At 67.0% G+C, this 25,619-nt stretch carries 28 protein-coding genes; 13 read left to right on the top strand and 15 right to left on the bottom strand.

Features of this window, described 5'->3' with window-relative positions:
* Complete coding sequence (locus ACN2C8_RS02585; protein WP_419254257.1) at window positions 1-1,593, bottom strand: flavin monoamine oxidase family protein; 1,593 nt, start codon at window positions 1,591-1,593, stop codon at window positions 1-3.
* Between the two features lie 193 nt (window positions 1,594-1,786).
* Window positions 1,787-2,359: a DUF1003 domain-containing protein gene (locus ACN2C8_RS02580; RefSeq protein WP_419254255.1), complete on the bottom strand. Its 573-nt coding sequence runs from the start codon at window positions 2,357-2,359 to the stop codon at window positions 1,787-1,789.
* A gap of 102 nt (window positions 2,360-2,461) precedes the next feature.
* Between ACN2C8_RS02580 and ACN2C8_RS02575 the strand changes: the two genes are divergently transcribed.
* Window positions 2,462-2,641, top strand: a complete 180-nt coding sequence (locus ACN2C8_RS02575; protein WP_419254254.1) for a YegP family protein — start codon at window positions 2,462-2,464, stop codon at window positions 2,639-2,641.
* A gap of 115 nt (window positions 2,642-2,756) precedes the next feature.
* On the top strand, window positions 2,757-3,575 hold the full coding sequence (locus ACN2C8_RS02570) for an SDR family oxidoreductase (RefSeq protein ID WP_419254252.1): 819 nt from the start codon (window positions 2,757-2,759) through the stop codon (window positions 3,573-3,575).
* Here ACN2C8_RS02570 and ACN2C8_RS02565 read toward each other — a convergent pair.
* Entirely contained in the window at window positions 3,535-4,674 is a 1,140-nt protein-coding gene (locus ACN2C8_RS02565) for a cell wall hydrolase (protein ID WP_419254251.1), read from the bottom strand. The genes ACN2C8_RS02570 and ACN2C8_RS02565 overlap by 41 nt on opposite strands.
* A 385-nt stretch (window positions 4,675-5,059) precedes the next feature.
* Between ACN2C8_RS02565 and ACN2C8_RS02560 the strand changes: the two genes are divergently transcribed.
* Window positions 5,060-5,269 carry a hypothetical protein gene (locus ACN2C8_RS02560; RefSeq protein ID WP_419254249.1) on the top strand — a complete coding sequence of 70 codons (210 nt, stop codon included), beginning with the start codon at window positions 5,060-5,062 and terminating at the stop codon, window positions 5,267-5,269.
* 4 nt (window positions 5,270-5,273) lie between these two features.
* On the opposite strand, the gene ACN2C8_RS02555 is transcribed toward ACN2C8_RS02560, so the two are convergent.
* Entirely contained in the window at window positions 5,274-6,269 is a 996-nt protein-coding gene (locus ACN2C8_RS02555) for a hypothetical protein (RefSeq protein ID WP_419254247.1), read from the bottom strand.
* A gap of 13 nt (window positions 6,270-6,282) precedes the next feature.
* Window positions 6,283-6,612, bottom strand: coding sequence for a PadR family transcriptional regulator (locus ACN2C8_RS02550; protein ID WP_419254245.1), 330 nt, complete (start codon window positions 6,610-6,612; stop codon window positions 6,283-6,285).
* Window positions 6,613-6,760: 148 nt separating this feature from the next.
* Here ACN2C8_RS02550 and ACN2C8_RS02545 point away from each other — a divergent pair, with 148 nt between their 5' ends.
* Window positions 6,761-7,330, top strand: a complete 570-nt coding sequence (locus ACN2C8_RS02545; RefSeq protein WP_419254243.1) for a hypothetical protein — start codon at window positions 6,761-6,763, stop codon at window positions 7,328-7,330.
* Window positions 7,331-7,359: 29 nt separating this feature from the next.
* Here ACN2C8_RS02545 and ACN2C8_RS02540 read toward each other — a convergent pair whose 3' ends face one another.
* Window positions 7,360-7,992, bottom strand: coding sequence for an NAD(P)H-dependent oxidoreductase (locus tag ACN2C8_RS02540; RefSeq protein WP_419254242.1), 633 nt, complete (start codon window positions 7,990-7,992; stop codon window positions 7,360-7,362).
* A gap of 192 nt (window positions 7,993-8,184) precedes the next feature.
* On the opposite strand from ACN2C8_RS02540, the gene uvrB reads away from it, so the two are divergent.
* From uvrB to ACN2C8_RS02520, 4 genes are all read left to right on the top strand, one after another.
* The gene (gene uvrB / locus ACN2C8_RS02535; RefSeq protein WP_419254240.1) at window positions 8,185-10,440 is read left to right on the top strand and encodes an excinuclease ABC subunit UvrB; all 2,256 of its coding nucleotides are present in this window, start codon (window positions 8,185-8,187) and stop codon (window positions 10,438-10,440) included.
* Window positions 10,441-10,805: 365 nt separating this feature from the next.
* Window positions 10,806-11,363: a heme NO-binding domain-containing protein gene (locus ACN2C8_RS02530; RefSeq protein ID WP_419254238.1), complete on the top strand. Its 558-nt coding sequence runs from the start codon at window positions 10,806-10,808 to the stop codon at window positions 11,361-11,363.
* Window positions 11,356-13,209: an ATP-binding protein gene (locus ACN2C8_RS02525; RefSeq protein ID WP_419254237.1), complete on the top strand. Its 1,854-nt coding sequence runs from the start codon at window positions 11,356-11,358 to the stop codon at window positions 13,207-13,209. The genes ACN2C8_RS02530 and ACN2C8_RS02525 overlap by 8 nt, the downstream gene beginning before the upstream one ends.
* 646 nt (window positions 13,210-13,855) lie before the next feature.
* On the top strand, window positions 13,856-14,149 hold the full coding sequence (locus ACN2C8_RS02520) for a hypothetical protein (RefSeq protein WP_419254235.1): 294 nt from the start codon (window positions 13,856-13,858) through the stop codon (window positions 14,147-14,149).
* A gap of 34 nt (window positions 14,150-14,183) precedes the next feature.
* On the opposite strand, the gene ACN2C8_RS02515 is transcribed toward ACN2C8_RS02520, so the two are convergent.
* From ACN2C8_RS02515 to ACN2C8_RS02505, 3 genes are all read right to left on the bottom strand, one after another.
* Entirely contained in the window at window positions 14,184-14,678 is a 495-nt protein-coding gene (locus ACN2C8_RS02515; protein ID WP_419254233.1) for a nuclear transport factor 2 family protein, read from the bottom strand.
* Between the two features lie 92 nt (window positions 14,679-14,770).
* The gene (locus ACN2C8_RS02510; protein ID WP_419254231.1) at window positions 14,771-15,394 is read right to left on the bottom strand and encodes a hypothetical protein; all 624 of its coding nucleotides are present in this window, start codon (window positions 15,392-15,394) and stop codon (window positions 14,771-14,773) included.
* 71 nt (window positions 15,395-15,465) lie between these two features.
* Entirely contained in the window at window positions 15,466-16,443 is a 978-nt protein-coding gene (locus ACN2C8_RS02505) for an NAD(P)H-dependent flavin oxidoreductase (protein WP_419262221.1), read from the bottom strand.
* A 284-nt stretch (window positions 16,444-16,727) separates the two neighbouring features.
* On the opposite strand from ACN2C8_RS02505, the gene ACN2C8_RS02500 reads away from it, so the two are divergent.
* A complete protein-coding gene (locus ACN2C8_RS02500; RefSeq protein WP_419254228.1) occupies window positions 16,728-17,363 on the top strand; it encodes a response regulator in 636 nt (211 codons plus the stop codon).
* Window positions 17,360-17,803 carry a hypothetical protein gene (locus tag ACN2C8_RS02495; RefSeq protein ID WP_419254226.1) on the top strand — a complete coding sequence of 148 codons (444 nt, stop codon included), beginning with the start codon at window positions 17,360-17,362 and terminating at the stop codon, window positions 17,801-17,803. Before ACN2C8_RS02500 ends, ACN2C8_RS02495 begins: the two co-directional genes overlap by 4 nt.
* Window positions 17,804-17,848: 45 nt before the next feature.
* Here ACN2C8_RS02495 and ACN2C8_RS02490 read toward each other — a convergent pair whose 3' ends face one another.
* Both ACN2C8_RS02490 and ACN2C8_RS02485 read right to left on the bottom strand, forming a co-directional pair.
* A complete protein-coding gene (locus ACN2C8_RS02490; protein WP_419254224.1) occupies window positions 17,849-18,268 on the bottom strand; it encodes a lysozyme inhibitor LprI family protein in 420 nt (139 codons plus the stop codon).
* Between the two features lie 18 nt (window positions 18,269-18,286).
* Window positions 18,287-19,249: an acetyl-CoA carboxylase carboxyltransferase subunit alpha gene (locus ACN2C8_RS02485; protein ID WP_419254223.1), complete on the bottom strand. Its 963-nt coding sequence runs from the start codon at window positions 19,247-19,249 to the stop codon at window positions 18,287-18,289.
* A gap of 275 nt (window positions 19,250-19,524) precedes the next feature.
* Here ACN2C8_RS02485 and ACN2C8_RS02480 point away from each other — a divergent pair, with 275 nt between their 5' ends.
* From ACN2C8_RS02480 to ACN2C8_RS02470, 3 genes are all read left to right on the top strand, one after another.
* On the top strand, window positions 19,525-19,725 hold the full coding sequence (locus ACN2C8_RS02480) for a hypothetical protein (protein ID WP_419254222.1): 201 nt from the start codon (window positions 19,525-19,527) through the stop codon (window positions 19,723-19,725).
* Between the two features lie 102 nt (window positions 19,726-19,827).
* Window positions 19,828-21,201, top strand: coding sequence for a cytochrome P450 (locus tag ACN2C8_RS02475; RefSeq protein ID WP_419254221.1), 1,374 nt, complete (start codon window positions 19,828-19,830; stop codon window positions 21,199-21,201).
* 71 nt (window positions 21,202-21,272) lie between these two features.
* Window positions 21,273-21,686 (top strand): OsmC family protein, encoded by a 414-nt coding sequence (locus ACN2C8_RS02470; protein WP_419254219.1) that lies wholly within the window; start codon window positions 21,273-21,275, stop codon window positions 21,684-21,686.
* A 123-nt stretch (window positions 21,687-21,809) separates the two neighbouring features.
* On the opposite strand, the gene ACN2C8_RS02465 is transcribed toward ACN2C8_RS02470, so the two are convergent.
* From ACN2C8_RS02465 to dgcA, 4 genes are all read right to left on the bottom strand, one after another.
* Window positions 21,810-22,859: an HpcH/HpaI aldolase/citrate lyase family protein gene (locus ACN2C8_RS02465; RefSeq protein WP_419254217.1), complete on the bottom strand. Its 1,050-nt coding sequence runs from the start codon at window positions 22,857-22,859 to the stop codon at window positions 21,810-21,812.
* Between the two features lie 153 nt (window positions 22,860-23,012).
* Entirely contained in the window at window positions 23,013-24,041 is a 1,029-nt protein-coding gene (locus ACN2C8_RS02460) for a mechanosensitive ion channel family protein (protein WP_419254216.1), read from the bottom strand.
* Between the two features lie 31 nt (window positions 24,042-24,072).
* Complete coding sequence (locus tag ACN2C8_RS02455; RefSeq protein WP_419254214.1) at window positions 24,073-24,519, bottom strand: hypothetical protein; 447 nt, start codon at window positions 24,517-24,519, stop codon at window positions 24,073-24,075.
* 64 nt (window positions 24,520-24,583) lie between these two features.
* On the bottom strand, window positions 24,584-25,609 hold the full coding sequence (dgcA, locus tag ACN2C8_RS02450; protein WP_419254212.1) for an N-acetyl-D-Glu racemase DgcA: 1,026 nt from the start codon (window positions 25,607-25,609) through the stop codon (window positions 24,584-24,586).
* Window positions 25,610-25,619: the final 10 nt, after the last annotated feature.

Here is a 25,619-nt window from a genome sequence, read left to right as displayed (position 1 = left end):
TCAGGCCTCCAGGGCGCGCTTGTGCAGGCGGGTAATGGCGTCGATGGATGAGAGCAGCGCCCCCTCCATCCAGCAGCCGACATAGGAGGCGTGCTCGCCGGCCAGGACGATGCGGCGGTCCATGGCCACCAGGGTCTGGTAGTGTTCCTTGCGGGTCTCCTCGGTCCAGCGGGCGCAGCAGCCCAGCGACCAAGGCACGCGGCTCCACGCCACCGAGGCGCCGCTGGCGAACTCCTTGCGATAGCTGGCCGGGTGCAGCACCGAGCCCTGTTGCAGGGCCACCTCGATCCGCTGCTGCGGCGTCATGCCGGCCAGCCGATAGGCCCCCATCTCGCGAGCAAAGGCCCCCAGCAGCACGGCCGGCCCGTCGCCGAACAGATTGTTGTTGGGATAGGAGATCAGGGCGATCTCCTGATCGGTGAAGCTGTGGCCGCCATAGATGGAGTCCTCCTCCTCCCAGAAGCGGCGGTTCATCTCCAGGCCGATCTTGACCTGGCCCGAATAGGGCACAGCCTTGATGGCGGCCATCATCTCGTCGGTGACCTGGGTGTCGATCTGGCCCAGCACCGACAGCGGGATGGTGCAAACGCACCAGTCGGCCTGGGCGGTGGCGACCTTGCCCGTCTTGGTGTCGGCATAGGTCACGGCCACGCCCTTGTCGTTCTGGGCGATCTTGCTGACCTTGGCGTTATAGGTGATCTGGCCCTCGACCTGCTTGGCGAAGGCCTTGCCGATCATGTCCATGCCGCCCACCGGCTGGAACATGGTGGTCTGCATCTCGTGACCCATGAAGAAGGCCATCGAGGTCCAGACCTGCGGGTCCAGCACGTCGTGGAAATCGTACAGGGCCGACGGGATCGGCGCGCCGTTGATCCCGCCGCCGGGCGGACGGTCATAGCCCCGGTGCGAGGCCGAGCGCAGGTTGGAAGCGTATTTGTAGTCCTTGTCCAGCATGCCCCAGCCCTTCAGGGCCTCCAGCAGGCGCTCGCGGTCCTCGGGCGTGACCTGCTGGTCCAGGGCGTTCTGGTTGATCGACTTGGCCAGCAGCTCGGCGACATTGCCCTCGAAGTCGGCGGCGGCGGCCTTGAAGCGTACCGGCTTGCCGCCGAACGATTGCGACGAGTGGATCCAGGTGTTGTGGTTGAACTGGATGAACGGCTCCAGCGCCACGCCGAACTGTTTGCAATAGTGCAGCAGGGTCCGGTGATGGTGCGGGATCCGCCAGGGGCCGGGATTGAAATAGTTGCCCGGCGCATAGCCGACCTTCTGGCTCGCCCCGCCCAGCTCGGTATAGGTATCGCCGCCCCGCAGCGACCAGTTCCTGCCGCCGGCCCGGTCCTGGTATTCGAGGATCTGCACCTTGTAGCCGGCCTTGGTCAGCTCATGGGCCGCCAGCAGGCCGGCCAGGCCCGCCCCCAGCACGATCACCGACGCGCCCTTGCGCGCGCCGGCCAGGTTGGGCGGTCCCGCGAACTGGGTCTCGGCCGCGTGGCCCAGCGACGTCATGGCCTGGTAGAGCGCCGCCGTGCCCCCGACGGCGGCGATGGCGGAAAGCAGCTGACGCCGGGTCGGTGTTCGCGCGCCCAGTTCCATTCGACGAAATCCCCTCGCGCCGCCCGTCCGACGGCTGTCGGGATCGAGCTAACGAGGACTCGGGCGGCTTGGCGCGAGAGATGTGGGTGAAGGATCGCAGCGCCGTAAGGGGTTTGACATTTCAGGCGCCTGAGGCACGCCGATTGCGCAGGAAGTATGCAGACTCCTTGTCCAACACCGGACGCCCGTCGCCCTACCCCTTCGCGTCGAGCCTCACCGCCAGCGCCGCCACCTGCGCCTCAAGCCGCCCCAGGGACTCGGCGTTGGCGCGAGCCATAGCGGCGATGTCGCGCTCGCGCAGGGCGTCGAGCTTGGCGTGCAGGTGCCTGATCTCCAGCTCGGCGCGCAGGTTGACGACATAGTCGTGCTCGGCGTTCTGGCGGTCCTTCAGGGCCTGGCGGTTCTGGCTCATCATGATCACCGGGGCCTGCAGGGCCGCCACAGTCGAGAGCAGCAGGTTCAGGAAGATGAAGGGATAGGGGTCGAAGGCCAGATCAAAGCGCTTGAGCACGACGTTCAGCGCGATCCAGGCCATCAGCGCGGCGCTGAACCCGCCGATGAAGGCCCACGATCCGCCCACCTTGGCCACGGAGTCGGCCAGCCGGTCCCAAAAGGTGCGATCGTCATTGACCAGCGTCTTGTTCAGGCCGGTGGGGGCCTCGTCGCAGATCAGGTCGATGACGCTCTTCTGGACGTCGGTCAGGTCGTCATAGGCAACCGAGAGCAATTGACGGGAAAGCTGGTCCAGGCGGTCGTCAATATTCATTCACATTCTCCCGAGCCCATCTCGATTGACACGTCAGCCAGCGGCAAGTCACGGTCGAGGCGTCGCGACGCCGACGCATCCAATCCCGCTCTGGAGACACCCATGGCCTACAAGTTCATAATCAAGAAGGACAAGGCGGGCGAGTTCCGCGTCAATTTCGTCTACAATAGCGAAGTGATGTTCTCGACCGAGGGCTATTCCTCGAAAGCCTCGGCCAAGAACGCCATCGAGTCCTTCAAGAAGAACGGCCCCGAGGCCGAAACCGACGATCAGACCGACTGATCGACCCTGGATCGACCCGCGTCCCCCGATGTCCTCTTGGGAGGGCGCGGGTCTTGACCCCTCCCCGTCCTCGGCGTCTGATCGCTGATAACAAAGAAAACGGGGAGGATCGCCGATGAGCGCCAACGCTGACGTTGCTGCCAAGGGCCGCAAGACCATCTTCATTACCGGCGCCGCCAGCGGCATCGGTCTGGCCAGCGCCAAACGGTTCGTCGCAGCGGGCTGGTTCGTTGGCCTGTCGGACATCGACGCCGCGGGCCTGAAGGCCGCCCTGCTGGCCATCGGTCCAGCCAATGGCGCGACGTTCAAGCTGGACGTCCGCGACCGCCAGGCCTGGGACAACGCCCTGGGCGAGTTCGGGCGGATGACCGGCGGCAAGCTGGACGCTCTGCTCAACAATGCGGGCATCGCCCGGTTCGGCAATCTGGAAGAGATGAGCGAGGCCGACTGCGACCTGCAGATCGACATCAACATCAAGGGCGTGATCAACGGCGCCCGAGCCGGCCTGCCGCTGCTCAAGGCGGGCGGCGGGCGGCTGATCAATGTGGCGTCCTGCGCGGGCCTCTATGGCTCGCCCAAGCTGGCGGTCTATTCCGCCACCAAGTTCGCGGTGCGCGGCCTGTCCGAGGCCCTGGACGTCGAATACGCCCAGCACGGCGTCAGCGTCGCCTGCGTGATGCCGTGGTTCATCGAGACGCCGATCCTCAACGCCGGGGCGGCGGGCAGCAACGAGAACATGGCCGACGCCCTCAAGAAGGGCGGGCTGGAGGTCTATCCCGTCGAGGACGCCGCCGAGGTGGTGTTCAAGTCAGCGACCGGCAAGGACCTGCACTACATGGTGGGCAAGCGGGCCAAGCAGATGCGCTTCGCCAGCAGCCACATGCCCGGCTCCGTCAGGAAGCAGCTGCGCTCGCGGCCGCTGATGTCGTCCTGACGCCGTCGGCCGAGCTCTTGTCGACCACTGGCTTGGCCGGCGCGGAAGCCGGCTCGGTCAGCTGACCCAGCGGGCCGCCCATGCCGTTGCCGACCGGCGCGGCCTGGGCGGCCGGCGCAGCGATGGCGTTGGCGGCATAGACGACGCCGCCAAGACCGCTCCCCAGACCGCTCATCGGCTTGCCGTCGGCGGTGATGCCGGCGATTTCCGGAGCGTTGGGCATGTCGTCCAGGGTCGAGGGACGCGGGGTCGACGAGAAGGCGCCCGGCGCGCCGGCCCGGCCGCCGAAGCGGTAGAACACGTGCATGCCGACCTGGGCGACCTTCAGCAGGCGCGGACCCCAGCCCGGCGCGACGCCGGTGGTGTGGAAGTGGGTGGCCGAACCGACCTCGTTCATCACGGCCCCGGTCAGGGCGCGCGACGCGATCTTCTGGGCCCGGCTCCAGGCGCCGCGTTCGCGGCCCCGGTTCATCGAGCCGTCGCAGGCGAAGCTGAACTGGCAGCCGATCTTGCGATAGGCGCCCTGGAAGACGACGCCGCAGATGGATTTCGGGAAAGCCGGATGGCGGACGCGGTTCAGCACCACCTGGGCCACGGCGGCCTGGCCGCTGGGGGTCTCGCCACGGGCTTCGTAATAGACGGCCTCGGCCAGGCAATCGAGCTCGCGCGAGCTCTCCAGCACATTGCCGAAGCGGAAGGGCGAAGCGGCCGGATTGAACGGGCCGCCGTAGCTGGCGCGCAGCATGAGAGGACCGCTGCGGGGAACCGAAGCATCGGTCCGGCGGTTCTCCAGACGTGCGACCAGCAGGGAAATCTGGCGGTCGCGCTGAGCGGCGCCCGCGACAGTGTAGGGGTCGTGACGACGGGCCACGGCGAGCGCGCCCTGGTCCATACGCGAAGCGGCATTCATCAGGGCGACGTCGGAGAAGCCCTCCGAAGCGCCGTCTGCAAGGCGTGTAACGCGGGCGTGCTGGCTGGCGGTCTGGGCAAGCCCACCCGCCAAGTAGACGGCGCCCAGAGCCAGGCCCGAAGCGGACCCAACCAATACGGCGCCGACCAGCGCGCGAGCATCTGCGCGCGTCTGCGACTTGATAAACAAAACTCGTGTCCTGCGCGGCGAGGGCGAACCGCCCCCCGACAAAATCACTTCTGAGAACCCGGAAATCTTACTGTCGGGCAGTCCCAGAAGCGGAGGTTCGACCGTTTCACGATCTGGCCGAAAACCTGCTTATGACGGGCTTATGAACGATAAAGCCGCGAGTCGCAACCATGTGCCGCAGTGCAGCATTGAAACCGGGGCTATCCGCCGCAGTCAAGATCGTTAACGCCTTGATTCGCTAGAAAAACCCGACAGTGAAAAAAATCCCTGCTTTGCCGCAGCGCGAAGCATTGGCGGGACTGTTCTGGACCCCTTGATTCAGGGAACGCCACGCCATCGAGCGTCGTTACTCAAGTCAGATGAACACCGTCTCAAGGAGCGCGCCATGACCCTCAAACCCAGTGCCTGCCGGACCCTTTCCATCGCCACCCTGGCCACGCTTTCCGCCCTGGCGCTCAGCGCCTGCGGCCACAACATGGAGCAGCGAGCAGCGACCGGGGCCATGACCGGCGCGGTGGTCGCCGGACCGGTCGGCGCGGTGGTCGGAGCCGGGGTCGGGGCGGTGGTCGACACCGCCGCCAAGCCAAAGAACTAGGGCCTCAGCCGGCTCGAGATCCGTCCCGGGCCGGCGGCAGCAGCCGCCAGCCCTCGATCAGGATCTTGCCGGCGCAGACGGCGGCCGTGACCACCACGCAGACCCTGAAGACGGTATCGGCGACATGGCGAAGGGTCACAAAGTCCTCGGCCGACGCACCCGGCCCGGCGAACATCACCAGCGGCATCTCGCGCCACAGGGCGTAGGCCAGGGCGATGCCGGCGATCGACAGCACGATCTCGGCGACGGCGCGCGGCCTGATCCAGGCCGGGCGGATCACCAGGATCAGGCCCGAGATGATCTGGCCGATGGCCAGCAGCAGGATCGGCGTGTGCAACTGGGTCAGGATCGGCGCCAGCGTGATCTGCAGTTCGCCGTCGTGGCCAAACGGCCCCCGGCTGCCGGGAAAGTCCACGACGCCGGCCCACCACAGGGCGAAGAAGGTCATGAAGATGACCTCGAACAGGGCCTCGAAGCGCGTTGTGCGGAACCACGACTTTTTCGTCGAGATGTACGGCAGGTCGCTGACCTTCCACTGGCCAAAGTCGCCGGTCTTGATCCAGCCGCGCTCGACCATCGCCCCGATGATGGTGATCAGGCCGACCAGTTGCAGGGCTGTGGGAATGAAGTCGTGGATCACGCGGCCGGGGATGCCCGCCATGCCGCCATGCGCTCCCGTCAGGCCCTGGACCACCGCAGGAATGATGCCGACGACGAGGGCGATGGCCAGGGCCACCTTCACCGCGAAAATGTAGAAGGGGTAGAGCTCGACCCCGATCAGGGCGCGCTGGGGGCCGTAGCGGCCGGCCACGGCCAAGGGATGGCCAAAGTCGCGAAACAGAGCCTCCAGTTGCTTCCTGTCCAGCGGTCGGCCCTGCTGGGCCCCCTTCTCCTCGATACGGCTCATCAGAACGTCGCGCAGCTCGGCAACGATGTCCTGGCGTTGGCCGGCGGGCAGCAGGGCGGCGATGGCGCCCAGATAGCGGTCGAGCAGATCCATGATCCGTCCTCTCTCAAAGCAGGGGTTGCAGGGTGTCGTTGATGGAGCGCCATTCGCCGGCAAGCCGGGCCAGAACGGCCTCGCCCTGCGACGACAGCCGGTAGAAACGCTTCTTGCGCTTGTCTTCCTCGCGCCACTCGCTGGTCAGCAGGCCCTGCCCTTCCAGCCGGCGCAGCATGGGATAGAGCGCGCCTTCGTCGATCTCGACCCCTACCGAAGAAAGGGCCTGGCGCAGGCTGTAGCCGTAGCGCTCGACCCGTAGCTGGGCCAGCACGGCCAGGATCAGGGTTCCGCGCCGAAGCTCCTGGCGGAGCTGTTCAAAGATGTCTGTATCGCTGGGCATAGTGTGCGCCGTATTGTGTGCGCCACATGGTGTGTGACGCACACTGTGTGGCGCACAGTGAACTGAGAGTCAATCGCCCGCATCCCAATGTTCGCTGGCGGCGTATATCTGGGTGAAGCTCGCTGCGTCGGGCCAGGAGATCTAGACCATGCGCCGCCGCACCCTCTTCGCCCTGCTGGCGACCAGCCTGGCGTTCTCCGGCGTCCCGGCCGCCGCCCAGGCTCCGCTCGACATCGCCGCCGTGCGGCTGACCACGGTCGGGGCGTGGGAGGGCAAGCTGGAATATCGCGACTATCAGGCCGACCGCTGGTTCGGCATTCCGATGAAGGTGAGGATCGAGGACGGCGGCGACGGCGTCACCGTGATCCGCAAGGCCGACTTCGACGACGGTCCTCGGGTGGGTATCGTGCGCATCACCACGGTCGAGCTGTTCGACCCGGCCACCGGCAAGGAAACCTCGGCCAGCTTCCGCAAGGGCCGCGAGACCAGCCTGGAGACCAGCGCGCTGCGCCTGCCCGCGCCACCGGCCGACGCCACCCACTGGACGATCATCGCCGAGACAGACAGCCGTGACGCCGACCGTCCGGCCCGCCTGCGCGTGACCACCGTCCGCGACGGCGACCGCATGACCACCTTGAAGGAGGTCGACTTCCTCGACGACGCCGCCGAGGCCTGGATCCAGCGCAACCGCTCGACGCTGACCCGCGTCGGCGGCTGAGCCGGGCCCCTCCGGAGAGCCGGAGGGTCTTACTTCACGTCGGTCACGAACTGGTCGAGCGGACGGCGGACCTTCTTGAGATTGACCAGCCAGTCGCCCTCGGGCTGGCGATAGCCCAGCGGGATGATGACCACCGAGCGCAGACCACGCTCGCGCAGGCCCAGGATCTCGTCCAGTGAGGCCGGATCGAAGCCCTCCATCGGCGTCGCGTCGACCTCTTCAAAGGCCGCCTGGGCCAGGGACAGGCCGACAGCGATATAGGCCTGACGGGCTGCGTGCTCATAGTTCAGCTGCGCGTCGCGCTGCGGATAGGAGGCCAGCAGCATCTGGCGATAGTTCTCCCAGCCCTCGTTGCGAATGCCCCGGACCTCATTGACCAGGTCGAACATGTGGTTGATGCGGTCGGCCGTGTAGTTGTCCCAGGCGGCGAACACCAGCAGGTGCGAGCCGTCGGTGACCTGGGCCTGGTTCCAGGCGATGGCCTTGATCTTCTCGCGCACCGCCGTGTTGGTCACCACATAGACCTCGAACGGCTGCAGGCCGCTGGAGGTCGGCGCCAGTCGCGCGGCCTCGACAATGCGCTCGACCTTGTCGTCCGCCACCACCTTGGCCGGATCCATCTTCTTGGCGGCATAGCGCCAGTTCAGCTTTTCAAGCAGCACGGGGAACCCTCGTTTCGCCCTCGACGGGGCCAGTTGAGACCTGCATGTGAGGGCAACGAACCGAAACCGCAACGGGTTCAGTGCCTGATTTTTTCTGTCACCGGGGCCTGCCGCCATGTCCCGCCAGCCTGCTGACACCCTCCGTCAGCAGGGCCCCTAGCCTTAGGCCGCGCGCAGCCCTACTTTCAGACCATGCCCAGCACACCGGACTCCGGCGTTTCCGACGTCTCGACACCCTTCGTCATGGACATCGTTCCCGGCGGGTCCATGCCCGCCCTGTGGACGCCGCACCGCCCCGAGCGACCCGCCAAGTCGGAAGGCGGGCGGGCGTTCAAGCTGGTCAGCGAATACAGCCCCGCCGGCGACCAGCCGACCGCCATCGCCGAGCTGGTGCAGGGCCTCAGCAACGGCGACCAGGACCAGGTGCTGCTGGGCGTCACCGGCTCGGGCAAGACCTTCACCATGGCCAAGGTGATCGAGGCCACCCAGCGCCCGGCCCTGATCCTGGCCCCCAACAAGACCCTCGCGGCCCAGCTCTACAGCGAGATGAAGAGCTTCTTCCCGGAGAATGCGGTCGAATATTTCGTCAGCTATTACGACTACTACCAGCCCGAAGCCTACGTCCCGCGCACCGACACCTATATCGAGAAGGACAGCTCCATCAACGAGCAGATCGACCGGATGCGCCACTCGGCGACCCGGGCGATCCTGGAGCGCGACGACGTGATCATCGTCGCCTCGGTCAGCTGCATCTACGGCATCGGCTCGGTCGAGACCTATACGGCCATGACCTTCACCCTGGAGGTCGGCCAGACGGTCAACGAGAAGCAGCTGATGGCCGATCTGGTGGCCCAGCAGTACAAGCGCAACGACGCCGCCTTCGAGCGCGGCACGTTCCGCCGCCGGGGCGACACCCTGGAGATCTTCCCCGCCCACTATGAAGACCGCGCCTGGCGCATCAGCCTGTTCGGCGACGAGGTCGAGGCCATCGCCGAGTTCGACCCGCTGACCGGCAAGAAGACCGCCGACCTGCCCAGCATCAAGGTCTACGCCAACAGCCACCACGTCACGCCGCGCCCCACCCTGCGCCAGGCGATCATCGAGATCCGCGCCGAACTCAAGGAGCGCCTGGCCTGGATGTACGAGAACGGCAAGCTGCTGGAGGCCCAGCGCCTGGAACAGCGCACCACCTTCGACCTGGAAATGATCGAGACCACCGGCTCCTGCGCCGGCATCGAGAACTACAGCCGCTATCTGTCGGGCCGCCAGACCGGCGAGCCGCCCCCGACCTTCTTCGAATACATCCCCGACAACGCCCTGCTGTTCACCGACGAGAGCCACCAGACGGTTCCGCAGATCGGGGCCATGTACAAGGGCGACCGCAGCCGCAAATGGACCCTGGCCGAGTACGGCTTCCGCCTGCCCAGCGCGCTGGACAACCGCCCCCTCAAGTTCGAGGAATGGGACGCCATGCGACCCCAGTCGGTGCATGTCAGCGCCACCCCGGCCTCGTGGGAACTGGAGCGCGCCGGCGGCGTGTTCGCCGAGCAGGTGATCCGCCCCACCGGCCTGATCGACCCGCCGGTCGAGGTTCGCCCGGTCAGCAAGGACGGCGCCTCCCAGGTCGACGACGTCATCGACGAGATCCGCCAGACGGCCAGGAAGGGCTACCGCTCGCTGGTCACCGTGCTGACCAAGAAAATGGCCGAGGACCTGACCGAATATATCAACGAGCAGGGCATCGGCGTCCGCTACATGCACTCCGACGTCGACACCCTGGAGCGCATCGAGATCATCCGCGACCTGCGGCTGGGCAAGTTCGACGTGCTGGTCGGCATCAACCTGCTGCGCGAGGGCCTCGACATCCCCGAATGCGGCCTGGTGGCCATTCTCGACGCCGACAAGGAAGGCTTCCTGCGCTCGGAAACCAGCCTGATCCAGACCATCGGCCGCGCGGCGCGCAATATCGACGGCAAGGTCATCCTCTATGCCGACCGGATCACCGGCAGCATGGAGCGGGCCATGGGCGAGACCAGCCGCCGCCGCGAGAAACAGCACGCCTATAATATCGAACACGGCATCACGCCCGAAAGCGTCAAGCGCGACATCAAGGACATCCTCAACAGCCCGTTCGAGCGCGGCGACCGCGTCACCGTGCCGATCGGCGGCCTGCACGTGGGCGACGTCGAAAAGCCCTTCACCGGCGACAACTTCAAGGCCGCCCTCAAGGACCTGGAGGCCAAGATGCGCGAGGCCGCCTCCAACCTGGAGTTCGAGACCGCCGCCCGCCTGCGCGACGAGATCAAGCGCATGAAGATGATGGACCTGGAATTCGCCAACGAGATCCTCACCGCGCCCGGCGCGGCGGTCGACAAGGCCATGCCCAAGCGGGTGCGGGCTGAGTTGCGGGCCGAACAGGCCGAGGCGTTCCGGAAGAGCCGGCTTTAGGGTTGAGATCCTCCCCCTCCGGGGGAGGACGGCCCGAAGGGCCCGGCGTCACGCTGCGCCAATACTTTTGATCTTCTCGAGTCCAATTATGTTTGAATAACGATTTTTAACTCTGTCACAAATTGAATTACACCCAATCTCTACTGTCTTTGAGCTTTACGCCCAAGATGACTTGTGCGACAAAATGACCCATTAGAGTCAAGTTAAGGCAATCGTTTTCTACTTTTCGTTGCGCTAGCTTAACGCTCAACAGTCGGAAGGCCGGGCGTTCGCCGTTGGCGATCCCTCCACCTCCCGATACTCGCGCCGCTCTCAGGCTGCGGGTGTTGACGCTGGGACACACGGCCAAGCCAAGGGGTAGGGATATGAAGGGCGTCGTTTTCAATCTGCTGCAGGCTGTGGTCACCGAGGCTCATGGCGATGACGTCTGGGACGACCTCGTCGATCAGGCTGGCGTCTCCGGCGCCTATACCTCGCTCGGAAGTTATGACGACGCCGAACTGGAGGCTCTGGTCGAGGCCGCCTGCGAAAAGCTGGGCCTGGACCGCGGGGCGGTGCTGCGCTGGTTCGGACAGCAGGCCATGCCGCATCTGGCCAGCGCCTATCCGGTGTTCTTCGAAGGCCACGTCGGAACCCGGACCTTCCTGGCGGGCATCAACGATGTCATCCATGCCGAGGTGCAAAAGCTCTATGTCGGGGCAGTGTGCCCGCACTTTGACATCCGGAACGCCGCAAGCGACAGCATGCACATGGACTATCGCTCGCCCCGTCGCATGTGCGCCCTGGCCCAGGGCTTCACCGAAGGCGCGGCCCGCCATTTCGGCGAGCAAATCGACTTTCAGCACCTGACCTGCACCGACCGGGGCGATCCGCACTGCACGTTCCGGGTCGCCTGGCCACTGAGCCAACCGGTTCGTGCCTAGACCCCTGACGCCCACGGTCGATCCGCCTGCGGTGCTCCTCGAACGGATCGCCCGCCTGGAGCGCCGTCTGGAGCGCGAGAGCCGGGCGCGGCACGAGGCCGAGTTGATCGCCGAGCGCGAGACCCTGAACCTGTTCCGGCAGAAGGAACAGATGCGCCTGCTGTCGGAACTGGCCATCATGGCCAACCGGAGCGGCGACCTCACCGACGTCCTGCGGATAGCCCTCGAGAGCATTTGCAGATTCAACGGCTGGACCGGCGGCCATGTGCAGTTCGTCGACACCCCGGCAGAGGGCCGGCGCCGACTGCGGGCGTCCGGGATCTCGTGGGTCAGAGCCAGCTTTGACGCCTCGTTGATCATCGCCGCGACCCAAGACCTGGAATTCGACGAGGGGGTCGGTCTGCCCGGCCTGGTTCTGTCGGACGCCCGGGCGCACTGGCACGCCAATGAGACAGACCCGAGTTTCCCGCGCGCCAGAATCGCTTTGGACCACGGCATCGCCGGCGCCATCGCCCTGCCGGTCATGGTCGGGTCCGAAGTCGCCGCCGTGCTGGAGTTCGCCCAGGAGATCGCCCTGGATCCGGGGCAGGACACCCTCGACTTTCTGGACCGGATCGGCGCGGTCCTGGGGCGGGCCATCGAGCGCGACCGGGCCACCGTCGCCGCCGCCGCCGCCCAGCGGGATCTGGAACAGATGCTGCACCGGGCCGAGGCGGCCAGCCGCGCCAAGACCCAGCTGCTGGCCGTCGCCAGCCACGAGGTCCGCACGCCGCTGAACGCTGTCCTCGGCCTCGCCGAGGCCTTGGCGGCGACCCCGCTGGATGGCGAGCAGCGCGATCACCTCGACGGCATCCGCCGCTCCGGCGGCATGCTGCTGCGCCTGCTCAGCGCCGTCATGGACTTCGTGCGGGTGGAATCCGGGGCCAGCGCAGTCGCCCAGACCGAGTTCGACCTCGTGCAGATGACCCGGGATCTGTTCGACCTGTGGCGGACCCCGGCCGGGGCCAAGGGCCTGTCCATGACCCTGGACCTCACCGCCCTGCCCGAGTCCTGCAGGATCCTCAGCGACCCCGGCAAGATTGAGCAGACCCTCACCAACCTGATCTCCAATGCCGTCAAGTTCACCCCCGTCGGCGGCGCAATCCACGTGCGGCTCAGCCCGTCCGCGGGCAAGGCCGACCGGATGCTGGTCGAGGTGCGCGACACCGGCCAGGGCATCGCCGACGATGACCGGGACCAGCTGTTCACACCCTTCCAGCCGGCCCGCCAGGGTCGCGAGACCGGTGGCGTAGGTATGGGACTGGCGATCTGCGCCGCCAATATCCAGGCGCTGGGCGGCGAGATCGGCTGCGACTCGGAGGCCGAGTCCCGGGCGGCCGGCGGCTTCCGCTTCTGGTTCGACTTTCCCGCCGAGCCGGCCAAGGTGGCGTCCGAGCCCGAGCCCACCGAGACCATGCCGGCCCTGGCGCTGCGCATTCTGGCCGCCGAGGACAATCCGGCCAACCGGCGCGTCCTGCAACTGCTGCTGTCCCAGGTCGGCCTGGAGGCCTTGATCGTCGACGACGGTCAGGCGGCGCTGGAGGCGGTGCAGCAGGAGCCCTTCGACCTGATCCTGATGGACGCCAACATGCCCCGCATGGACGGCGTCACCGCCACCCGGGCGATCCGCGCCCTGGAGACCAAGGCCTGCCTGACGCCGATCGTCATGGTGACGGCCAATGTGTTCGAGGACGACCTGGTGCGCTACCACGAGGCCGGGGTCGACGGCGTCCTGGCCAAGCCGATCATCGTCTCCGAACTCTTCGGCATCCTCGCCGCCGTCCAGGAAATGGCGGCCGCGCGCTAGGCAGATGGTTGGCGCGACGACTCTTGCCTTCTCCCGCATGGGGAGAAGGCAAGACCACGGGCATCGCGCCCCGTCCATCCCCGCGCCCGCCGCCACAAACCCCAACCCTTTCAACGCCCTGCAGAAAAAACGATCGCGCCCATCAGACGCGCCCAAACCTGCCGTAGACTTCTCCTCATCCCCTCGCGAGGGAGAGGGCTCTTGGATCCGGCCCGAGACGCGCGGCGGGGACGCGGTCGAGCGGGGCCGCCGGAGTCGCGTGATGCGGGACCGGCCGGCTTGATGGGAAGGCGGGTGACGTAAACCCGCCTATCGGGAGGTCCGTCGGAGGGCCCCCGCCCGCCCGAAGGTTCGCTCCGGGTTCCTCCGGAATCGGCGTTGCCGCAGCCTGACGGCTGGGTGCGTCGCGCGGCAGGACAAAACCCGGGTGGGGCATAAGGCTGAACAAGGCCTGCGCGCCCCGGCCAGAGGGATAACGACCGCGCGGGGCGTCAGGCCTCGTCGAAACGGTACACTACACACAGCAGCTCCGGACGCGGTCCGGACGCCCCGCGCCTCTCCCGTTCTCACCCGCGCCGCGATCCGGCGCGGCGGCGAAGCCGTGCGCCCCTTCCGGCGCGCGCCGCCGGCTTTCTCGGAGACACGCATGACCGACACCTCACGCGACGCCAGGGTCACCGCCTGGCATCTGGACATGACCCAAAAGCTGGACGCCTTGCGGACGAAATGGGCGGCCGAGGCCGTGGCCAGCGCCGCGCGCCCTCAGCCCGTCCGCCGCAACGCAGCCTCGCCGCGCCGACGCCGCACCGCCGGTCCGGCCGACGCCGCTGTCCAGGCCCGCCAGGCTGACGAGGCGCGCCAGTTGGCGCAGGTACGGGCCGAGTGGCTGATCGCCATGGAGCGGGCGGCGATGGATATCGTGATGATCGGGATGGACTAGGTCCTGCCCCTCCCGGGGCGGGACCTGACGCCCCCTAAGGCGCCGCCGCGTGGTCGATGCTGAAGGTGCGGGCCATGCGCCAGCGGCCGTCGGGCTCCAGCTTCCACAGGATCGAGAACCGGGCCGTGCCCGCCAGGCGTTCGGGACCGGCGCCCTTGCGTTCGTAGAAGGCGTGGCTGCCCTCCTCGACCGCGCCGAAGCCGGGGATGGCGTAGACCTTCATCGTCCCGGCTGACAGCTCGCGCCGCGAGCGCCAGGCGTCGGGGGCCAGCTTGGTCGCGCAGCTCGCGGCGTAGTCGGCCAGGAAGGCGTCGTGGGCCATCAGCCCGCCCTTGTCGTGATAGAATTCCATGTCCGGGGTCACCAGATCGGCCAGGGCCGCCGGGTCGCACTGGTCGAACATCACGCTAAACAGCCTGGCGTCGCGCTCGGCTATGGCCGTGTTCAGGGCCGGCGGCGGGGGAACCTCGACGGACGGCGCGGGCGCGGGGGCCAGGGCCAGGGCGGCGATCAGGGCGGCGATGAGCATCGACGGCGGACTCCTCGGCGTCCTTGCGACGCGTCCCTTGAGTGTCCCGTCTGGGCTCCGGTGTCCCGTGAATTCCCGGTCATGACGCCGACTTAAGGAACGCCGGTCTCGGACTGACTGGCCGCGTCAGCCCGGGCCTTGGCCTTCTTCAGGCGTTCGCGATAGGCGGCCGAGCTCTTCACGAAGCCCTCGGCGTCGCCATAGTCGAGGAAGGCGGCGTAGCGCTCGTGGCTGCCCTTGACCTTGAGGGCGTGCTTGATCGGGCACCAGTACTGCTCGGTGCGGGCGGTGATCTCGCGGGCATAGGCGATGACGCCGTTGCCATAGCCGCAATAGACGCAGTTGAGCTTCTGGACCGGGTTCAGATAGCTCAGCCGGTGGCGGTCGATGACCACATAGTCGCGGCGGCGGACCCGCTCGATGCCCCAGGCGGTGAAGCAGCCCAGCTGGTAGACGCTGACGGCCAGGTCCATCAGGGCCATAGGAATGACCATGCCGTAGATCAGCGGCATGGTCAGCAGGGTGGGCCACGGCGTCCTGAAGACGTCGATGCGGCGCTTGTGGCTGCGCTGGCTGGCCCGGACCTCGGGGCCGAAGCGCGGCTTGCCGCTCTTGAGGTCCAGGCCATGGGTTCCAGCCCGGGCGGCGAAAGCCGCCTCGAGCTGCTCCTCCAGATGGCGCAGGCGGTCGATCATCGTCTCGATCGAATCGGCCATCAAACGTCCCTCGCGTGTCGGCACCTTCATCGGCCATCGCGCGGGGCGGGGCCAGTGATGGTTGCGCGACGTCAGCCGACCATCGACGCCAGCCGGCCGCGAATAAGCTGTTCGGCCTCGGCCACGATACGGTCGACCAGCTCACGCACCGTCGGGATGTCGTGGATCAGGCCCTGGACCATGCCGGCCGACCAGATGCCGCCGTCGGTGTCGCCCTGGGCCAGGGCGTCGCGGCCCCGGGTTCCGGCGACCAGGTGCTGGACGTCCTCGAACTTGGCCCCGCCGGCCCGCTCGATCTGCACGACCTCCTGGCTGACCGCGTTGCGCATCACCCGGGCGGTATTGTGCAGGGTGCGGAAGATCAGGTCGGTCTGGCGCTCGTCATTGGCGACCATCTGCTCCTTGAAGGCCATCGGGATCGGGGCCTCCTGGGTGACGCAGAAGCGGGTGCCCATGTTGACGCCGTCGGCGCCCAGGGCCAGCGCCGCGACCAGGCCGCGGGCGTCGGCAATGCCGCCCGAGGCCAGCATCGGGATCTTCACCTTGTCGGCGGCGGCGGCGATCAGGATCAGGCCGGGAATGTCATCCTCGCCCGGATGGCCGGCGCACTCGAAGCCGTCGATCGAGATGGCGTCGACGCCCATCCGCTCGGCGCTGAGGGCGTGGCGGACAGCGGTGCACTTGTGGATGATCTTCACGCCATGGGCCTTCAGATGATCGACATGCTCCTGCGGCTTGTAGCCGGCGGTCTCGACGATGCGGATGCCGCTCTCGATGATCGCGGCCCGGTACTCGGCATAGGGCGGCGGCTTGATGGCCGGCAGGATGGTCAGATTGACCCCGAACGGCTTGTCGGTGAGATCGCGGGTGCGGGCGATCTCCTTGGCCAGGTCCTCGGGGGTGGGCTGGGTCAGGGCGGTCAGAAAGCCCAGGGCCCCGGCATTGGCGACGGCGGCGACCAACTCGGCCTTGCCGACCCACTGCATGCCGCCCTGGGCGATCGGATGCTCGACGCCAAACATCTCGGTGAAACGGGTCTTGATGGCCATGACACGGGGTTCCCTCTGATTTTCCTGCACTATGCCCGGATGACGCAGGGGAGAGGCAAGATGCGTTTTCAGCGCGTCGCCGAGATCAGCCCCCCGGCGTGACGGATGCCGCCTTGACAAGGCGTGCCTGGCGTCGCGAAGGAACGCCGACCGCGCCCGTCCCGGGGAGCAACAGCCCGAATGGCGAATTGAGCATCAGACCGTTGATCTAAGAACTTATGTCACGTATAGTGCCAATACATGGACTTTCTGAATGTCAATGTATTGTTATCCATGTTCCATCCTTGCCCTCCGGGCCGCATGTTTACGAATTGAAAGCACCCCGAGTGCAGGACAGTAGTCGGATAAACTTCACCAAGACGCACTTCCTCATCGTTGATGACAACGAGAGGTCGTTGAAGATATTGAGCGAACTGACGAGAAGTTTCGGGGTCGACAAGATTACGACGGCCTCGAGCGGCGATGATGCCAAGGAGCTTTTGTCGCGCCAGCACTTCGATCTTCTGCTCACCGACGCCCACATGCCGGGGTGCAGCGGCTATGAACTGGTACGATGGCTCCGCAACCGGCCCCGCGACGAGGACCGGATCATTCCGGCGATCATCATTTCCGCCCACACACGCGAGCATGAAGTCGCCGAGGGCCGCGACTGCGGCGCGCACTACATCATCGCCAAGCCCGCCAGCCCCATCATCCTGCTGGAGAGGATCTATTGGATCGCCGAAAAGCAGCGGTCCTTCATAGATGCCGGCGTCTATGTCGGCCCGGATCGGCGCTGGAAGAACGATGCGCCGCCGCCAGAGTTTGCCGACGGCCGACGCGCCAAGGATCTTTCCAGCGACATCACCGAAGCGGTGACCGCCAATCTTTCGGACGATGAGCTTTCAAAGCTTATCCAGCCCCAGAAGGCGAAGCCATGAGCGTGGTCAGGGTCATCAACAAGGCATCGTCCCTGGTCAAGGCCATGAGGGCATCCGGTGGCATCTATGCCCGCACTGCGCTTGAGCAGGCAGAGCAGGCAGTCCGGGCCGCCCGGAGCGAGAACCTGCATAGCCAAGCCGAAATGTTCGCCCAGATGCGCACTTGGAAGGCGCAGAGTCTGCAAGATGAGGCAGGTTGGCTCGAGCTCTATGAATGCAGTTCGGCACTGATCTCCGTTTGCGATCCGGAAGAGGACGTCCATCTCCTGCGCTGCGCGCGGCTGCTCTGCGAATACGTCTCCCGAACCTCGGAGCAGGATCGTCGCAAGGCGGTCGGCGACCTGTTCATCAGCACCTTGAGCGTGCTGGGTGATCAGGCGACCAAGGCCGAGGTGCGCACAGAGGTTCTGCGTGCGTTCGAGGCCCTGATCCCCAGATAGCCGCAGGGTCGCGACGAACCTGGCTACGCCCGAGCGGTCCGAGGCTCAAGGCTTAAGGAGATCTTCCAGCGCCTGAGCGCGGCGAGCGGTGTGCTCAAGATAGCAGTTCTGCATATAGATCGGAGCGATCGTGCCGCCGCTCAACGCCCGGACTGTCGCGCAGTCGGCGTCGCGAAAGGCGATCCAGGCCCGTTGGGCCTTGAGCAGCGCGGCCTTGGCGACGGGACCGTCCGCCAGGTCGGCCATGTCCGCCTTGTAGGCCTTGTTCAGCCGGGCGTCCTGAACCGCCAACTCGGCCTCGCCGCAGCGAAGTATGCCGTAGGTGTTGGAGTTTTCCGGCTTGTCCCAGCAAAGCTCATAGGCCGGACTGTAGGTGACGCCCTCCTTGGGCTGGGCCTGGGCCTGGGCCGCGACGGGCGCCATGGCCAGAATGGCGGCGGCGGTCAGCATCGTCCGGAAGAGCATGGGTTCGTCCTTGTCCGACTATTGCAGGCCGACGCGGCCGATGGCGTAGAAGCGTTCCGAGCGCTGCTTTTTGAGGGCGGCGGCGTCCAGCAGGGACAGGGCCTTCAGCTCCATCTCGACCGCGTCGCCGACGGCCTTGAGCGCCGCCTCGTGATCGGAATGCGCCCCGCCGGCGGGCTCTTCGATGATGCGGTCGACGATGCCCAGCTTGATCAGGTCCTGGGCCGTGATCCGCATCTGGGTGGCGGCGTCCTTGGCCCGGGCGCCGTCGCGCCACAGGATCGAGGCCGCGCCTTCGGGGCTGATCACCGAATAGATCGAGTGCTCCAGGATCAGCACCTTGTTGGCGCCGGCCAGGGCGATGGCCCCGCCGGAGCCGCCCTCGCCGACGATGGTGGCGATCATCGGCACTTCCAGGGTCAGGCAGCGCTCGGTGGAGCGGGCGATGGCCTCGGCCTGACCGCGCTCCTCGGCGCCCAGGCCCGGATAGGCGCCGGCGGTGTCGACAAAGGTCAAGACCGGCAGGCTGAAGCGCTCGGCCATGTCCATCAGTCGCACGGCCTTGCGGTAGCCCTCGGGGCGGGCCATGCCGAAATTGTGCTTCAGGCGCGTGGTGGTGTCATGGCCCTTCTCGTGGCCCATGACCACGACAGGCTGACCCCGGAACCGGCCCAGCCCGCCGACGATCGCCTGGTCATCGGCAAACTTGCGGTCGCCGCGCAGCTCGACGAACTCGTCAATCAGGCCGGCCAGATAGTCGCGCAGGTGGGGCCGCTGGGGGTGACGGGCCACCATAGTCTTCTGCCAGGCGTCAAGATTGGCGTAGGCCTCGACGCGCAGCTCCTGGGCGCGGTCGCGCAGGGCCTGGATCTCGAGCTCGAACGCACCTGGCCCAGCCGTCTCGGAGAGCTTGCTCAGCTCCTCGATCTTGCTTTCCAGATCAGCGATGGGGCGTTCGAAATCGAGATAGTGGGCGGCCATGGAGTCTCAACGTCGCCGTTTACGAAAGGGTGCGAACCTAGTGGCTAAGCCGGAAAAAGGGAACCGGCTTTGGAACGATCCGCGCCCGGGCGGATTCATCCCCAGGACCGTCCCCAGATGGATCGCGAGAGAGTCTCTTTTGAAGACTCATTTTTATGGTGAATCGCGACATTTGGTCCTATGGTCGATTCCTAGCTGGTGAAGAAGAAAACCAGCGCCTGCGGCCCCCGCCCATCGAATATGGCTCGGACCCGCCTGTTGAGAACCGTGTTCCCATGCAGGTGTTTACCTTCTTCTGCGTCGAGCCCGATGGCTCCGTTCCGCGCTTTGATGTTGCTCCCTACGCCGATGATCAGGCCGCGCGCCGGCGGGCGTTCGAGCTGATCGACATGCATCACCGCTGCGACCTGATCGAGGTCTGGCGCGGGTCGACCCGCGTGTTCGACGTTCCAGCCCAGCGCGTGGCGGCGGCCTGATATTCACCGCGTAGTGAATTATTGCAGCGCCCCCTGCGGGATGCTAGGCCATGGTTCCGGATGGAGCGCCTCTCCCGGCGCCTCCCCGTCTGGAAGCAGACCATGGACGCCCAGGTTCCCCGCCCCCTAGTCCCGCCCGCCCCCAAGGTGCACGCCAGGCCGCAGACCAATCTGGGCGCCGCCTGGGCCATGATGCGAAACATGGTCGGGGCCTGGTCGGAGTCTGATTTCGACACCCTGATGATCCCCTACACCTTCCTGGGGCGGCCTGGCCTGGTGGTCAACGACCCGGCCGGCGTCAAGCAGGTGCTGGGCGCCCATGCCGCGCGCTATCGGCGGCCCTTCCAGATGAGCCGGATCCTGCGGCCCATCGTCGGCGACGGCCTGCTGCTGACCGAGGGTGAAACCTGGCGGCGGCAGCGCAAGGCGCTGGCGGCGGCCTTCACGCCCAAGGCCGTCGAGACCCTGCTGCCGCACTTCACCGCCGCCGGCCAAACCCTGGCCGACAGTCTCGCGGGCCAGGATCGCGCCAATCTCAGCGAGACCTTTCATCGAGCAACGCTGGACGCCGTCCTGCGCGCCCTCTTTTCCCGCCCCGCCAGCGGTGAAGGCGCGCAACTGGCCACGATCGCCCGCGACTACCTGCATGGCCGGGCCAATGTGAACCTCTTCGATCTTCTGGCCCGGGCTCCGGGCGAATTCGGCTTCGCCGAGCGTCCCCGACTGGCCCTGGGCGCGCGCTGGATGACGGCTGTCGCCGCTCTGATCGACGCCCGCAAAACCGCCGGGCCTCGCGCGCAAGGGGGCGATCTTCTGGATGGTCTGCTTGCCGCCCGGGACGAGGACGGCCAGCCCCTGCCCGACAGCGAAATCCGCGATCAGTGCGGGACCATGCTGGCGGCGGGCTTCGAGACCACCTCGCGCCTGCTGTTCTGGGCCGCCTATCTGCTGGCTCTGGATCCCAAGACCCAAACGCGGGTTCAGGCCGAAATCCAGGCCTTTCCGCCAGACAGGATCCGCACCCTGGAGGATCTTTCGGCCTGGCCCCTGACCCGCTCGGTCCTGCTGGAAACCTTGCGGCTCTATCCGCCCGCCCCGATGATGAGCCGCGAGGTCATCGCCGAAGATGAAGTCCAGGGCTGCAAGGTCTCGCCGGGCCACGTGATCACCATCAGCCCGTGGCTGATCCATCGCCATCGCAAGCTTTGGGATCAACCGACGGCCTTCCTTCCGGAACGCTTTCTCGATCACCCCTCGCCCTGGGGGATGGACGCCTTCATCCCGTTCGGCGCGGGCCCTCGGGTCTGCATCGGCGCCAGCTTCGCCATGGCCGAGAGCCAGATTTTGCTCGGCGGCCTGCTGTCTCGGTTTCAGATCGCCATGGCGGACGACAGGCCGGTCATTCCAGTGGCCAAGATTTCCCTGGGACCCGATCGCGAACCGGACTTCCGCCTGACGCCGATAGCGCGGAGATAGACGACCGACCTGCTCTTGCAGTGCGCGACCTGAGACCCAAGCTTGGCTGAACGCCCCAAGGAACTTCGCCCATGACCGACGCCCTTCGCCCCAGCGCCATCGCCGACGACAGCGGTCATGGCGGCCTGCAGATGTTCGTGACCGCCGGTCCCACCAGCCTGGTGGCCGACGTCAAGGTGGAGGCCTGCGGTCTGGACCTGGGTCCTGACCCTCACGATCTGGTCGCGGCCGGCCTGGCGGCCTGCACCACCATGACCCTGCGCCTCTACGCCGAGCGCAAGAACTGGCCTCTGGGCGCGGTGCATGTCGAGGTCCGCAGCAGCCGCGAGGCCGACATGACCCCGCCCGAGCGGTTTGACCGCGAGATCACCCTGGACGGCGACCTCGACGCCGAGCAGCGCGAACGCCTGCTGGCCATCGCCGAGATGTGCCCGATCCACAAGCTGCTGAGCCAGGGCGCTAGGATTGTGACGACGGTGGGGTGAATTCAGATCCTCCCCCTCCGGCGGAGGTGGCCCGGAGGGCCGGAGGGGGCTAGCTCGGCGTAAGCCCAGAAGGCCCCCTCAGTCGCTACGCGACAGCTCCCCCAAAGGGGGAGCATCTATCGCCTAAAACCCATACAGCTTGGCATATTCCGCATCCTTGCCCGCGATCTGCCGCGCGCAATCCACCATCACCTTGGCCTGTTTCCAGGTGGCGTCGTCCTGCATCTTGCCGTCCAGCATGGCGACGCCCGTGCCGTCGGGCATGGCCTCGAGAATGCGCTTGGCGAAGATCACCTCGTCCGGGGCCGGGCTGAACACTTCCTTGGCGATGGCGATCTGGCTGGGGTGCAGGCTCCAGGCGCCCGCGCAGCCCATCAGGAAGGCGTTGCGGAACTGCTGCTCGCACGCCACCGGATCATCGATCGCGCCGAACGGGCCATAGAACGGCTTGATGCCGTGGGCGGCGCAGGCGTCGACCATCTTGGCGAAGGTGTAGTGCCACAGGTCCTGCTGCACCGAGGCGCGGGGAGAGCCGTCGGCATGCGGATCCTCGATGACCCGATAGCCGGGATGGCCGCCGCCGACGCGGGTAGTCTTCATGGCGCGGCTGGCGGCGAGATCCGCCGGGCCCAGGCTGATGCCCTGCATACGCGGGCTGGCGGCCGCGATCTGCTGGACGTTCATCACGCCCTCAGCCGTTTCAAGGATGGCGTGCAGCAGGATCGGCCGGGTGACGCCGTGCTTGGCCTCCAGCGAGGCCAGCAGCTGGTCCATGTAGAAGATGTCCCAAGGCCCCTCGACCTTGGGCACCATGATCACGTCGATCTTGTCGCCGGCCTTCTCGACGATGGTGGCGACCTCATCCAGGTGCCAGGGCGAGTTGAGGCAGTTGATCCGCGTCCAGAAGCCCACGCCCAGGGCCTTGAAATCGGTGGCGCGCGACATCTCGATCAACCCGGCCAGGGCCGCGCCCTTGGCGTCGGCAGGGATGGCGTCTTCGAGATTGGCCAGGATCACATCGACGCTCAAGGCGATCTCGGGAACCTTGGCGCGCACCTTCTCCAGGTGCGGCGGCACGAAGTGGATCATGCGCTCGACGCGGGCCGGCAGATCGCGGTACGGCGCGGGCGCGCCGATGGCCAAGGGTTTGAAAAAGCCTCGCGCGGTCTTCATCCGCAGTCTCCCCGTTCTTGATTGCCGCGTGACGGGCGCCGAAACCGGCGTCTGCTTTCGACTGTCACGCCTGCTGCTCTTTTCGCAGTTGCGAGAAGATTGCGGCGGCGCGGAAGGGGCGTCAAGCGCTCAGCTTATCGCCGTTCAGAAACCTCAGCCCTTGGGCGCGGGGGGCGACGGCGGCATCGGCGGATCATCGGGATCCTCGCGCTCCAGATCCAGGGCGGCGTCGTTGCTGGAGCCGGGCTTGGCGGCCTTGGCCTTGCTGCGTCGACGGGCGGCGGGTTCCAGCTTCAGGCTGGTCAGGGCCTCGTCGCCCTCTTCGCCGAACAGGCCGCGCACCCGGATGTCGCGTTGCGGATAGGGGATCTCGACTTCCGCCGCGCGCAGGGCGTCGTCGATGGCCCAGGTATAGGCCGCGAAGATCGCCGCCGGGCGGCGCACGGCCTCGACGGTGGGCCAGACGATCAGCTCGAACTTCAGGGCGTGCTCGCCATAGCCGACCAGCCAGACCTGGGTGCGGCGCACGGCGTCGTCGGGCGAGGTGAAGGGCACCGACTTGGCCGCCTTCAGCACCGCCTCGCGCACCTTCTGCTTGTCGACCCCGAAGGCGGTGACGAAGGGCACACGGATACGGCGGTTGGTGTTGCGCAGGGTCCAGTTGATGACCAGGTCATTGACCAGCACCGAGTTGGGCACGATCAGGTCGGTGCTGTCATTGGTGCGGATGCGGGTGGCGCGCGGCCCGACCTCATGCACCACGCCGCGCTGGCCGCTGGGCAGTTCGACGAAATCGCCCACCGCCACCAGTCGCTCGAACACCAGCGAAATGCCCGAGGCGAAGTCCTTGACCATGCCCTGCAGGCCCAGACCGACGCCCACGCCCAGGGCGCCGGCGAACACCGCCAGCGACGTGAGGTCCAGACCCATGGTCGACAGGCCCGCCACGAACCCGATGACAACCAGGCCGTAGGTCACCACCTTCTCGACGATGTACAGCGAAGCGGCGCTGCCGGCCGCCCGGGCGCGCAGGCGCTGCAAGCCCGCCGAGGTCAGCCGCGCGGCGAACAGGGATGCCGCGATGATGAACAGGGCCGCAGCCAGACCACCGACTGTCACCGAGGCCTTGCCCAGCTTCAGAAGCTCGAAGGTGTCCAGGCGTTCCAGGGGATTCTCGGCCATGGCCTACTCTGAGCCGCGCCGCGTCATCGGATCAAGAGGGGCGCTGGCCGGACTTGCCCAGATGGCGCCAAGACCGCCAGGTTCCGAAGGCATAGGCCACGCCGTAAGCCAGCACAATCAGCGAGCTCCAGACGGCAAAGGCGTTAATCAGCTCGGGCTTCAACACCAGGATGGGAAACAGGATCAGGCCTCGCGCCAGATAGATCGCGCTGATGGTCACAAGGCCCGTGCGGATCAGGGGCAGCCGCGGGATCAGCCCTGCGCCGGAGAAGGCATAGGCCGACCAGATCGCCAGGATGGTCGCGATGCCCAGGGTCGTCACGACGGGAACCCAGGACCCCTGCTCGGCCGCCCGGGCCATGCCCTCGCCTGCGCCAAAGAACCGGTACCAGTCGGGTCCGCCGGCGATCACCGCGATGTGCAGCAGAGCAGCGGCGGCGCTGAGCCAGCCTCCGGCGATCAGCCATTTGTCTCGCATAAGGTCCTCCGCTGAGCCGAAAACCATGGTCACGCTTTGGGGCGAAGATGGGGCCGGCCTGGCGTCAAAGCCAAAGGCCCGACGCCGCGATACCGTCACCCCAGAAGCCCGCCTTGGGCGGTGTGATCATCCCGCCTTCGACACGCAGTCCGCCGGGGTGATCCACGGCCAGCCACCACGGCCCATCGAGATCGGCGAATTGGCAGCGCCCGGCCAGATGCAGGGCCGGGGCGATGCCCAGCGACGAGGCGACCATGCAGCCGGTCATCAGCTGGAAGCCAAGGCCCCTGGCCTGCTCCAGCATCCGCACGGCTTCGGTCAGGCCGCCGGTCTTGTCGAGCTTGAGGTTCACCGCCTGATAGCGCCCGCGCAGGGCCGCCAGGTCGCCGCCGACATGCACCGACTCGTCGGCGCAGATCAGGTAGGGGGGATCATAGCCGTCCAGCGCCTGGTCGGCGTCGGCCGGCAGGGGCTGCTCGACCAGCGCGATCGGCAGGTCAGCCAGCAGCGAGCGCAGGCCGTGCAGGATCTCGAACGTCCAGCCCTCGTTGGGATCGACGATCAAGCGGGCATCAGGCGCGGCGGCGGCCACCGCCCGCAGGCGGGCGGCGGGGTCTTCGGCGGAGAGCTTGATCTTGATCAGCGGCGCGGCGGCGACGGCCAGCGCGGCGGCGGCCATGGCCTCGGGCGTGTCCAGGCTGACCGTGACGGCGGTGACCAGCGAGGCTGGAACCGGCAGGCCCGTGGCCTCGGCGACGCTGACGCCGGTGAGCCTGGCGCGCAGATCCCACAGCGCGCAGTCCAGGACGTTGCGGGCCGCGCCGGGCGGCAACAGGGCCAGGGCCGCGCCATGATCGATATTGCCATCGCCCTCGCGCTCAAGCATCGCCAGGGCCGGCTGCAGCTGGGCCAGAACCCCCGCTACGGTCTCGTCATAGCGGCCATAGGGCACGCTCTCGCCGCGTCCGACATGGCCGCCGCCCCGGGCCTCGACCACCACCACCTCGGCCGCCGTCTTGACCCCGCGCGAGATGCGGAACGGGGCCTTCAGCGGGTGATGGACGGCGCGGGCGGTGACGGACAGCGACATGGCCCAAGGC

It is taken from the genome of Caulobacter sp. ErkDOM-C, from assembly GCF_048541825.1.
Taxonomy (GTDB): domain Bacteria; phylum Pseudomonadota; class Alphaproteobacteria; order Caulobacterales; family Caulobacteraceae; genus Caulobacter.
This window is presented reverse-complemented; position numbering and strand designations above follow the sequence as displayed.